Here is an 11,518-nt window from a genome sequence, read left to right on the forward strand (position 1 = left end):
AACATATTAACTATGTGACGTGACGTGATGTAATTTCATCCCATAATGGGATGAGATTACACCTTCAACTCTCATATTTCCTCTCACTAAAAGCAATTTTTACCTCTACTCATCGGATGTGTTTTTTCCCTCTTTATCATCCATAATAAGAAAACGAAAACAAATTCCATTTTTTCTCTACCGCAGTCATACTATAAGTAGAGGATAATTTAGAGGGAATCTTATGAGCTCCGCCATTGCCAGCAAACGTACCAAGAAAACTAAAATGACAGCCGGTAGTGCCGCTGCAAGCGGTCAGGTTCAGTCCTTAAGCCGAGGCTTATCCCTTTTGGAATATATTTCTGATTCACAAAGTGGAGTCGCATTGACTGACCTTGCTATTCAGGCTGGCCTTCCCAATTCCACCACCCACCGTCTTTTGACCACATTGCAGCAGCATGGGTTTGTTCGTCAGATTGGCGATCTGGGTTTGTGGGTAATTGCATCACATGCTTTTGTTGTCGGCAGCAGCTTTCTGCAAAGCCGCAATCTGATGGTATTGGTTCACCCGATTCTACGCCAGCTAATGGAAGATTCCGGTGAAACCGTCAATCTTGCTATTTTCAATATTGATGAGTATGAAGCAGTCATTGTCGATCAGGTGCAATGTAATGCACTGATGCGGATGTCCGCTCCAATTGGCGGCCAATTGCCGATGCACGCTTCCGGCGCAGGTAAAGCGCTCCTTTCCACGTTGTCCGAACAAAAGTGCCTACAATTACTGCATAAAAAAGGATTACACGCCTATACACAACATACTCATACCACCGCAGCCGCGTTGAAAGAAAATCTTGAACAAATCCGTAAGCAAGGTTTTTCACTCGATGATGAAGAGCACGCCCTTGGGTTACGCTGTATCGCTGCCTGCATTTATGATGAGCATCACGAGGCTTTTGCCGCTATTTCTATCTCCGGCCCAATATCGCGTATCTCTGATGATCGGGTAACTGAACTTGGTGCCCTTGTTATGCGGGCGGCAAAAGAGGTTAGTCGGGAATATGGAGGAATTAAGTGAAATTCCGGTTAATTTCACTTTTTTACGGCACAGCTAATATCAACCAGATGAGATGGTCATTGAAATCATGGGGTTGTATTCACCGGATTCTTCTTTTGTCCATCCCAATATGCTATTACATAATGCCTTGAATCAAGAGCCATGGCTCAATGACATTTTTATAATCAGGGATTTTAAATCCCGCATGTCTGATTTGACGAGAGAAACTGCTAATGAATAACTGGAAAACAACCGCAGAAAACATCCTGACTGATGGCCCTGTCGTCCCTGTCATTGTAATCAATGAAATTGAACATGCTGTACCATTAGCAAAAGCGCTGGTTGCCGGTGGAATACGCGTGTTGGAAATCACCCTGAGAACTGAATGCGCACTGGAAGCCATTCGCCTTATCGCCAAGGAAGTTCCTGAAGCGATTATCGGTGCTGGAACGGTCATTAATCCAGAACAACTGGCAGCCGTCACTGAGGCTGGGGCTCAGTTTGCCATTAGTCCGGGGTTGACTGATGAGTTGTTAAAAGCAGCGGCTACTGGTTCAATTCCTCTTATTCCGGGGATCTCTACAGTCTCTGAATTAATGCTAGGTATGAGCTATGGTTTAAACTGCTTCAAATTCTTCCCAGCAGAAGCAAATGGTGGTGTAAAAGCCCTGAAAGCCATCACTGGCCCATTCCCACAGGTACGCTTCTGCCCGACAGGTGGCATTTCTCCAGATAATTACTGCGATTATCTGGCACTGAATAGTGTCCTGTGCATAGGCGGTTCATGGTTAGTACCAAATGATGCGTTGAAAAAAGGTGATTATGCTCATATTACGGAATTAGCGCGTAGTGCAATTGCGGGAGCTAAAGCATAATTTAGAAGATTAATTTTACCAAATGCGGAAATTCTATTATTTCAATATTTTTACTTATTAGAATTCCCGCATTACAAAATCTAGTATAGTTTCTTAGCCAAGTGTTTTTTAAAAAAATTACTTTTATTCTTAGATATTGTTTTTTTAAACTGAGAGCTCCATCACTATTTATGAATGAAATGATAAAATCTATTCCCAATATCACTATCAACTAATTGCTTTTAATAGAGCCCACATACCCGAACCACTATCTCTATTGGACAATAGTGAAGTATATACTTTATACACAGCATCAGGTTGTTCTGCTAACCAAGCAGTATCAAGAAATCCGCCATGTGTGTTATTAAAACCATTAAGTAAGCGAATAATATCTCCTGTACGGATTTTTCCATCAAACACATTCGTACTATCGGCAAAAATATACCAGACCGCTGTATCGAGAGAATGCACCGGTCTATCCGCCGTGTATACATTGTAGAGCTCTGGATATGGTGCATTGCCACTTACTCTCAGATATCCTCCATCATTGCGGTAAAAGTTCACTAGAAAAACAGTATCACCACTATAAACTTCCGTTCCCAAACTCTTACCTTCTGCTGATAATATTTGCCATGAACCAGAGCCTGTATCCCGGTTTGGTAAAGCTGATGTTAAAACATTATATTTTTCTCCCAATGACGTTGCATATCCATTAGTATCAAGATAGCTGCCATTAGCATATCTGTTTTTAATATGAAGAATATCACCGTATAAAATAATATCTGCCATTATTTTCTCCCTAAATACTATTTAAAATTGATAGGACTATTTTATTAATGGTTATTATGATTAAATTACAAAACTATTTTTATTAAAAATTTAATGACCATTGACAGAATCATATCATTGAAAATTAATAAGTGAATAGATATCTATTTTAAAATACTCTTTAATACTTACTCTATATCATATATAGAAGAAATTATTTTATTTATGGTAAATACCGTCTTACGCTATATTTTTTTCTCAGTTTTCATTACGCTGGCAAAACCTTTGTCTACTACGATAAGCAAAAACATCCTCTACATGTCCTCTTTTAATACGCTCCTGCAATGCCCGCCAGTAATCTGCTTTAAATAGGTCACTGTGGCTTTCCTCAAAATACTTACGAATACGCTTGTCACTACATAAAAAATACCGGAACTCCTCAGGAAAAACATCGTTGGGAGCAACGCTGTACCACGGTTCGCTAGCAAGTTCATCTTCTGGATAACGCGACGGAGGTATATCTCTAAAATTCACTTCGGTCATATAGCAGATTTCGTCATAATCGTAGAAAATTACCCGTCCATGACGTGTAACACCAAAATTCTTAAATAACATGTCACCCGGAAAAATATTCGCCGCTGCCAACTGCTTAATCGCATTCCCATATTCCTCTACGACATCTTTCATATGAATTTCATCCACTTGTTCCATGTATATGTTCAGTGGGATCATTTTCCGTTCCATATAAAGGTGTTTTATCAAGATCTTGTCACCCAGATCTTCAAGTTTTGCAGGGATCTCTTTTTGCAGTTCCTCCATTAATTCCGGGCTGATATGGCGTTTATCGATGATAAAATTCTCAAACTCCTGTGTATCTGCCATTCTTCCGACGCGATCATGCTCTTTTACCAGCCGATAACACTCCTGAACCCGCTCCTGAGATACCTCTTTCTGTGGAGCAAATTTATCCTTTATAACCTTAAATACACGGTCAAAGGAAGGAGAAGTGAAGACCAGCATAACCATACCTTTCACCCCCGGGGCAATGGTAAATTGCTCTTGAGATGAGTTAATAAACGTCAGATATTCACGATAATATTCTGTTTTACCGTGTTTTTGGCAACCAATAGCCATATAGAGTTCAGCCGTTGATTTGGTTGGTAGAATTTCACGCAACCACTCCACCATTGCTGCCGGCAAAGGGGCATAAACCATAAAGTAAGAGCGGGCAAAACCAAAAACAATGCTGGCATCATCATGATGAGTCAAACAAGTATCAATAAAAATTCTGCCTGATTCATCATGGTGAATAGGTAATAAAAATGGATAAGTCATTGCATCCAGTCTGATTTTTCCTACCAACCAGGCAGCCTTATTACGATAAAATAGTTCGTTAGCAATCTGAAATGTTGCCTGCAATAAGTCGTGTCGAGAAAATGTATTCAGTAAGTACTGCGTGATGTAACCAATATCCCGCTCTAAATTTTCCCATTTCAGACGCAACGGTAAGTCATTTAAGATTGCTTGCAACATGGATTCTAAGTTGCCATCAGGAAAAAAATCCCGTGATAATGGCCGCGAAATATGACGAAAACGCCGTAGTGGTTGGGAAGAGAAGATAAATAAATTTTCTTGCTGCAAATTTCTGTGCTGAAACAAGCGGCAATAAACTGAGTTAAAAAAACTTTCTGCAATCTCAAAACGGGGATAATCCGGCAGTAAACGGGTATAAACAGCTTTGACTCTAGCAATGTATTCTTCGTCATACTGCAATTGCAATGAACCACTGATACATTTCAATTGTTCAACCACTAAACCAACATGGTGGTCATACAGGTTGATACGTTTCTTCATTGCCTGCTGTACTGCATGCCAATCTGCCTGTTCAAAACGCTGTTGTGCGCCAGAAGTGACTTCCAGAAATCGGCCATATTGCGCATCAAATCCCTGTAAAATAGTTTGTGCAACTAAGTGTGCGAAATCTGTTTCCATATTTACCACCTTAATCCGACGCGTAAAGGGGAATTCCTTACGGAATCCCCCAAAAGTGATATCAATAGATATGTAAACTTAGAATTGCTGTTCTTCTGTTGATCCAGTCAGAGCCGTAACAGAAGATGCTCCTCCCTGAATAATCGTGGTTACTTTATCAAAATACCCTGTACCCACTTCCTGTTGATGCGAAGAGAAAGTATAGCCTCGATCAAGTGCTGCAAACTCCCGCTCTTGAACTTTCTCAACATAGTGTTTCATTCCTTCGCCGCGAGCATAGTCATATGCCAAATCAAACATGTTGAACCACATGCTATGAATACCAGCCAAAGTAATAAACTGAAATTTATATCCCATCTCAGAAAGTTGTTCCTGGAAACTGGCAATAGTTTTATCGTCTAGGTTCTTTTTCCAGTTAAAAGATGGGGAACAGTTATATGCCAGTAATTTCTCCGGATATTCTGTATGAATCGCTTCTGCGAAACGACGGGCAGCCTCAATATCCGGGGTAGAAGTTTCACACCAAACAACATCTGCGTACGGTGCATAGGCCAATCCACGACTGATAGCCTGATCAATGCCAGCGCGGGTACAGAAGAAGCCTTCGCAAGTCCGTTCGCCAGTGATGAATTCACGGTCATAAGGATCACAGTCAGATGTCAGTAAGTCAGCAGCATCAGCATCAGTACGGGCAATAAGAAGAGTTGGAACGCCTAATACATCGGCCGCTAAACGAGCGGCTACTAATTTTTGAATGGCTTCTTGAGTCGGCACCAATACCTTGCCGCCCATATGCCCGCATTTCTTCACAGCAGCCAACTGATCTTCGAAATGAACTGCGGCAGCACCAGCTTCAATCATTGATTTCATTAATTCAAACGCATTCAGGACACCACCAAATCCAGCTTCTGCATCCGCCACAATCGGCAGAAAATAATCAATGTATTCCATGCTCTCAGGGCCAATTTCATTTGCCCATTGGATCTGATCGGCACGGCGAAAGCTGTTATTGATACGCTTAATGACATTCGGGACAGAATCAACCGGATAGAGTGATTGATCGGGATACATACTGGCGGCTGTATTAGCATCAGCAGCAACCTGCCAGCCAGAAAGATAAACCGCCTCAAGGCCAGCTTTAGCCTGCTGAAGCGCCTGACCACCTGTCAGTGCTCCGAGTGCGTTTACATAACCTTTTTTTGATTTTCCATGCAGCAGTTCCCATAACTTGTTCGCTCCCATTTGCGCCAAAGTATGTTCAGGGTTGACTGAGCCGCGTAATTTAATGACATCTTCAGCTTTATATGGACGGTTAATACCTTTCCAGCGTGGTTTTTTCCATTCTTGTTCTAATTGAGTGACTTGTTGTGCTCGAGAAACGGTCATGATGTTTTATTTCCTATTCTTAATTAATTAGATATTAATTTATTAATCGGATATTGTTTTTGCATTAATCAAGTAATTGATAGCCCGGTAGGGTTAGAAAATCGACTAAATCATCTTGTGTGGTGATCCGTTCCATCAGGTCTGAAGCCTCCATAAATCTCCCTTGGTTAAAACGCTCCTCCCCAACTTCTTGTTTAATGACTACCAATTCTTCTTTCAGCATCTGGCTGAACAATTCTTTTGTTACCTTTTTACCGTTGGCAAGTGACTTTTCATGGTGGATCCATTGCCAAATAGAGGTACGAGAAATTTCCGCAGTAGCTGCATCTTCCATCAAACCGTATATCGGTACACAACCATTACCTGAAATCCATGCCTCTATGTACTGGACGGCAACCCGAATATTTGCCCGCATCCCTTCTTCTGTTCTCTCTCCCAAGCTCGGTGCAAGCAGTTGTTCCGCAGTAATCGTTTCATCTTCTTCACGGAAAACCATCAGTTGATTTGATCTATCACCTAGTTTGGAATTGAATACATCCATAGCAACATCAGCGAGGCCGGGGTGTGCGATCCATGTACCATCATGGCCATTATTAGCCTCCAGATCTTTATCAGCCCTGACTTTGTCTAATACTTTCTGATTCTGCTCAGGATCTTTACTCGGTATAAATGCCGACATTCCCCCCATAGCGAATGCGCCGCGCTTATGACAAGTTTTAATTAATAAACGGGAATAAGCACTCAAGAAAGGCTGTGTCATGGTGACAGACTGACGATCAGGTAAAACGCGATCAGCATGATTCTTTAATGTCTTGATATAACTGAAAATATAATCCCACCGTCCACAGTTCAGACCAACAATGTGGTGACGTAAGTGATAGAGAATTTCGTCCATTTGGAAAACGGCTGGCAGTGTCTCAATTAAGACGGTAGCTTTTATCGTCCCTTTTGGCAGATTGAAACGCTCTTCCGTAAAACTGAAAATATCACTCCACCACTGCGCTTCATGGTAGCTCTGAATTTTAGGCAAATAGAAATAAGGGCCACTCCCTTTTGCCAGCAACTGCTTATGATTCAAGTAAAAATAAAGTGCGAAATCAAATAATCCGCCAGAGACTGACTCATTCTTATAAATGACGTGTTTTTCTGACAGATGTAATCCCCGGACACGAGCAATTAAAACAGCGGGATCAGATTTCAGTTCATAACGTTTACCCTGTTCATTAGCATATGAGATTGTCCCATTAACCGCATCCCGTAAGTTAATTTGCCCATCAATGACCTTATCCCATGTTGGTGCCAGAGAATCTTCAAAATCTGCCATAAACACCTTAACATTGGCATTTAATGCATTGATGACCATTTTTCGTTCTACAGGACCTGTGATCTCCACTCGGCGATCTTTAAGATCGTCAGGAATACCCTGAATCTTCCAGTCGCCATTTCTAATGGAAATAGTTTCCGAAATAAAATTCGGAAGCTCGCCATCATCTATTCTCTTCTGCCAATTCACACGATCTTCTAGTAATTCTCTACGTCTGTCAGAAAATTTGACAACCAGATCCTCTAAAAATTGAACAGATTCAGTTGTTAGTACCTGTTTTTCAGCTTCAGAGAAAGGTTTTATAAAAGTTAATTCAGTTGCTAACACTTGCTGTGCCATCCCCGGTTCCTCGCTTTAAAATACTCATCCATATAAGAGTAATCAATATAAAAAATAAATCAAAAACCATTTCCATTATTTTAAATAAATAAAAAAATAATATTAAAATCATTATGTTATATAAAATAAAAGAAAACAAAAACAGGGAATTGAATTCCAAAATAATCCACACGACATTGTTAAGCTTTTGTTATATATAAGAAATGGAAAAAATGGGGATCTGCTGGCAGAAAAACAGAAAATTAAAAAAATGAGAAATGACTCGCTTCAGTCAGTTCTCATTTCTCACAGTTTTAAACTGATTGGTAATGATTCCAATTTATTGATAATGAGGAATATTCAGATAATATCCAATGATTCTGTCATACATTTCTATGGATTTTGAAAAAAACAGAGTGTTGCGAGCCAGTCTTGCCAAATGCTGACGGAGAATTAAAAAACAATACATTATGAAAGTTTTCACTCCACTGCATTACTTTTTTCGATATTCTGAACAGGTATTATCTAACGTTTTAAATAACAGCCGTATCTAATTCACACAGGACGCAACAAAAAAGAATATTCGGGTTAATATGATATTAACGGAATGTTATTGATGGGTGAGTTATATGATAAACCCGCAGAAAGCTGCGGGTTAAATATTGAGATTATTTATTTTCTTTCTTCAAGAGGAGAATAACGTGACTCTATTTTAACGTTAACATAAAAGTCACCGGAATTATCTTTATGATGAGTATCTAAAAATAAAAGAGTTAATTCGCCATCTATGGGAACTGTCTTGTGGAGTACACCATTGCCAATTTCATAGGTCTTATCACCAATTTTTGCAACTAAAGCACCACCTGAAAGATTAGGAGGACGCCCTTGAGGAGCAGACCACAGATTCGGACGGTTGTCATTGGCAATTTTCACCCATCCTGAAGCAATGATAGATATTACATCTCCTTTTTGGAGTACAAGCCCTGTCGGTTGACCTTGCGCTAGTTTGCCGGGAACAGTTCCAGACCAATCATACATAGTATTACCTCCAATTATGTTTTTATAACTTCATGAAGGCGGGATACTTCTCCGCCTGTGAACATCAATAAACTGGTTCATCAATACTGGAGAATGTTTCTTGGGTTAGGGTGGCACAGAATGGCTGAGAGGACATCAATAAAATCCATTCCCATTGGTGATAAAATTTGGCAAAGATGCTTCCTCTTCGTCTTTTAACCATTTGATTTAATTAACTTCCGTCTCTCTGACAGAATTAAGTAAGACGAGTGAAAACTTTCGCGTAACTTTTAGGAAACACTATAAATCTTTGATTAAACTTAATTATAGCAAATCGTTAGAATTAAAAAGCTCTTTAAAAACAAGATGATATAAAACAGTGAGAAGCGCAGTGATTACCCGCTGCGTGTCGTTGGTTTGATGAGATGGCACTATCGGTGATGTTATTGCGAAAAGATCAGGAGATCACGGTTACGGGAAAATCTTCTTACTGGCAGGGCTATCAGTTGGCTGCTACCTCAATCGCTTAATAGGTTCCGACGAATAGCGTCGCAACCTCTTCACAAGGTCGGAACGTTTGGCGTACTGACCAGCTCACTACCGACAATACTCGTTAGCAGCACTCTGTTGATGTTCTCATCTTGTGCTGTGTTTATATAGTTATGCAACTATCTGTGTATAAATAATTATATAAATACCAAAGAAAAATTAAATAAACATAAAATTTAATTATCTGAATTCATTAAAATTAAATCCTTTATGCTTAGATCATACGGTGTGATCTGGTATACATAGTAATTAAGCCAATTTGAAAATAATAAATGTCCGTGACTACGCCATGTTGCAACAGGCTTATTTTCTGGATCATTATTCGGAAAATAATTGGCCGGTAACACAGGTGCTAACCCAGCAATTTGATCACGCTGATATTCTGCTGCTAATGTTCCAACATCATATTCTGGATGCCCCGTGACAAATACCAACCTTTTATCTTTACTAGCAAACAAATAAACACCAGCTTCCTCTGAACTAGCCAAAATATCTAGATCTGTATGCTCACGAATAGCTGACTCCGGAAAATCAGCAAAACGTGAATGAGGAGCCCAAAATGATTCATCAAACCCTCTGGTCAATAGTGCAAAAGGATCCAGAATTGTATGAGAATAAACACCTGATAGTTTAATTGTTCGTGTATATTTAGGGAGGTTATAAAGAATGTTTAACGCGGCCTGAACGGCCCAACAAACGAAAAGTGTTGAAGTCACATGACACTTAGCCCAATTGATAATTTTTTCAATTTCTTGCCAATAAGTAACATCTTCAAATTTTACTAATCCCAAAGGAGCACCTGTTACGATCAAACCATCAAAATTTTGGTCTCTTATGGATTCAAAATCACAATAAAAATTATCCAAATGTTCTGCTGGCGTATTTTTACATTGGTGATTGTTTATTCGCAGCAACTGAATATCAATCTGTAACGGTGAATTGGACAATAGCCTGATAAATTGATTCTCCGTTTCTATCTTCTTTGGCATAAGATTCAACAACAATACCTTTAAGGGACGAATATCTTGAATATTCGCCCTTGTTGATGTCATGACAAAGATATTTTCATTGCGAAGAAAATTAACTGCTGGCAGTTCATCTGGTACACGAATTGGCATTGTCTAAACCTCAATTATTCCACATATATCCAGCCTTCTAGATAGCCAAATCTAACCTAGGTATGGGGATAATGTCGAGTTCTTGTACGCAAATTGAAATTATTTCATTCTATGAAATAAGAAATAGTAATAAAAAATCAAACGCAAAAAAGCCATTCGGTTCACGAGTTCGTCAAGCGAGAGGGTTTCTGGCGGAAAAGTCTGGAGAGGGGATATTCTTAACATGGTGACAAGCGCCGTTTGGTGAACAGAACTTGATTAAATCAAAGTGCCGAATAAAAAAACCACATTTTGTCAATAACCTGAAACCGCTTTCAAAGCGGTTTCAGTGTTATAACAAACATGTAATCTATCCCTAAATTTGCTGTTTTTTTACCCTCTGCCACATCGCTTCCATTTGATCCAATGTGGCAGTTTCCAATGACAATCCTTTATCATGAATCAATTTTTCAACATTGCGAAAACGGCTGTCAAATTTCTGACAAGCTTTTTGTAACACCATTTCAGGTTTATGCCCTAAATGACGGGAGAAATTGACGACTGCAAACAGTAAATCGCCAAGTTCTTCCTCTACGCGCGCTTTATCCACAACAGCCTGTTTCACTTCATCCATAACCTCGTCGATCTCTTCATAAACTTTATCCAGAACGGGCCCGACGGTGTCCCAATCAAAACCAACGGAAGCACAGCGTTTTTGGATTTTATAGGCTTTCATCAATGCGGGCAGACTGGCAGGAATATCATCCAGTACGGAATGTTGATCTTTTTCCGCTCTTTCCGCAGTCTTGCGCTGTTCCCAGCTACCAATGGCCTCTTCACTGTTGATACCTGATTGTTGATTGAAGATATGAGGATGCCTGCGTTCTAGCTTGTCGCAAACCGCCTCGCAAATATCGTCGAAATCAAACAATTGCTGCTCTTTTCCCATCTGGGCATAAAAGACAATGTGAAACAACAAATCACCCAACTCTTCTTTCAGAGCATTGTTATCATTGCGCTCAATGGCATCAATGACTTCATAGGTTTCTTCCAGCGTGTACGGGGCAATAGTAGAAGAAGTTTGTACCTTATCCCATGGGCAACCATGTTGGGGATGGCGCAGTCGCGCCATAATTCCTTTAAGACGTTCAATCGAAGTTAAATTTATCTTATCCATATT

At 39.9% G+C, this 11,518-nt stretch carries 9 protein-coding genes and 1 pseudogene; 2 read left to right on the forward strand and 8 right to left on the reverse strand.

Going from position 1 to position 11,518, the window contains the following annotated elements; all coding sequences use genetic code 11:
• Positions 1-223 precede the first annotated feature (223 nt).
• A complete protein-coding gene (gene iclR / locus Xbud_RS10875; RefSeq protein ID WP_099136090.1) occupies positions 224-1,054 on the forward strand; it encodes a glyoxylate bypass operon transcriptional repressor IclR in 831 nt (276 codons plus the stop codon).
• Between the two features lie 212 nt (positions 1,055-1,266).
• A complete protein-coding gene (locus tag Xbud_RS10880) occupies positions 1,267-1,908 on the forward strand; it encodes a bifunctional 4-hydroxy-2-oxoglutarate aldolase/2-dehydro-3-deoxy-phosphogluconate aldolase (protein WP_099136091.1) in 642 nt (213 codons plus the stop codon).
• Between the two features lie 207 nt (positions 1,909-2,115).
• Here Xbud_RS10880 and Xbud_RS10890 read toward each other — a convergent pair whose 3' ends face one another.
• The 8 genes and pseudogenes from Xbud_RS10890 to mazG form a co-directional block, all read right to left on the reverse strand.
• Positions 2,116-2,676: a hypothetical protein gene (locus Xbud_RS10890; protein ID WP_099136093.1), complete on the reverse strand. Its 561-nt coding sequence runs from the start codon at positions 2,674-2,676 to the stop codon at positions 2,116-2,118.
• Between the two features lie 237 nt (positions 2,677-2,913).
• Entirely contained in the window at positions 2,914-4,647 is a 1,734-nt protein-coding gene (aceK, locus tag Xbud_RS10895) for a bifunctional isocitrate dehydrogenase kinase/phosphatase (protein WP_099136094.1), read from the reverse strand.
• 78 nt (positions 4,648-4,725) lie between these two features.
• Positions 4,726-6,033, reverse strand: a complete 1,308-nt coding sequence (aceA, locus tag Xbud_RS10900) for an isocitrate lyase (protein WP_099136095.1) — start codon at positions 6,031-6,033, stop codon at positions 4,726-4,728.
• A gap of 64 nt (positions 6,034-6,097) precedes the next feature.
• A complete protein-coding gene (gene aceB, locus Xbud_RS10905; RefSeq protein WP_099136096.1) occupies positions 6,098-7,696 on the reverse strand; it encodes a malate synthase A in 1,599 nt (532 codons plus the stop codon).
• A gap of 319 nt (positions 7,697-8,015) precedes the next feature.
• Positions 8,016-8,132 (reverse strand): annotated as a pseudogene (locus tag Xbud_RS10910) (IS1 family transposase); the annotation flags it as partial.
• A gap of 215 nt (positions 8,133-8,347) precedes the next feature.
• Positions 8,348-8,713 carry a LecA/PA-IL family lectin gene (locus Xbud_RS10915; protein ID WP_099136098.1) on the reverse strand — a complete coding sequence of 122 codons (366 nt, stop codon included), beginning with the start codon at positions 8,711-8,713 and terminating at the stop codon, positions 8,348-8,350.
• Positions 8,714-9,417: 704 nt separating this feature from the next.
• Positions 9,418-10,359 carry a homoserine O-acetyltransferase MetA gene (metA, locus tag Xbud_RS10920; protein WP_099136099.1) on the reverse strand — a complete coding sequence of 314 codons (942 nt, stop codon included), beginning with the start codon at positions 10,357-10,359 and terminating at the stop codon, positions 9,418-9,420.
• Positions 10,360-10,714: 355 nt separating this feature from the next.
• On the reverse strand, positions 10,715-11,515 hold the full coding sequence (mazG, locus tag Xbud_RS10925; protein ID WP_099136100.1) for a nucleoside triphosphate pyrophosphohydrolase: 801 nt from the start codon (positions 11,513-11,515) through the stop codon (positions 10,715-10,717).
• Positions 11,516-11,518 lie beyond the last annotated feature (3 nt).

Source organism: Xenorhabdus budapestensis, from assembly GCF_002632465.1.
Lineage (GTDB): Bacteria > Pseudomonadota > Gammaproteobacteria > Enterobacterales > Enterobacteriaceae > Xenorhabdus > Xenorhabdus budapestensis.

What these genes read in the sequence shown, in the direction of transcription:
- mazG (WP_099136100.1), bottom strand. Translation starts at nt 11,515, where the DNA reads ATGGATAAGATAAATTTAACTTCGATTGAACGTCTTAAAGGAATTATG.
- aceK (WP_099136094.1), bottom strand. Translation starts at nt 4,647, where the DNA reads ATGGAAACAGATTTCGCACACTTAGTTGCACAAACTATTTTACAGGGA.
- iclR (WP_099136090.1), top strand. Translation starts at nt 224, where the DNA reads ATGAGCTCCGCCATTGCCAGCAAACGTACCAAGAAAACTAAAATGACA.
- metA (WP_099136099.1), bottom strand. Translation starts at nt 10,359, where the DNA reads ATGCCAATTCGTGTACCAGATGAACTGCCAGCAGTTAATTTTCTTCGC.
- Xbud_RS10890 (WP_099136093.1), bottom strand. Translation starts at nt 2,676, where the DNA reads ATGGCAGATATTATTTTATACGGTGATATTCTTCATATTAAAAACAGA.
- aceA (WP_099136095.1), bottom strand. Translation starts at nt 6,033, where the DNA reads ATGACCGTTTCTCGAGCACAACAAGTCACTCAATTAGAACAAGAATGG.
- aceB (WP_099136096.1), bottom strand. Translation starts at nt 7,696, where the DNA reads ATGGCACAGCAAGTGTTAGCAACTGAATTAACTTTTATAAAACCTTTC.
- Xbud_RS10880 (WP_099136091.1), top strand. Translation starts at nt 1,267, where the DNA reads ATGAATAACTGGAAAACAACCGCAGAAAACATCCTGACTGATGGCCCT.
- Xbud_RS10915 (WP_099136098.1), bottom strand. Translation starts at nt 8,713, where the DNA reads ATGTATGATTGGTCTGGAACTGTTCCCGGCAAACTAGCGCAAGGTCAA.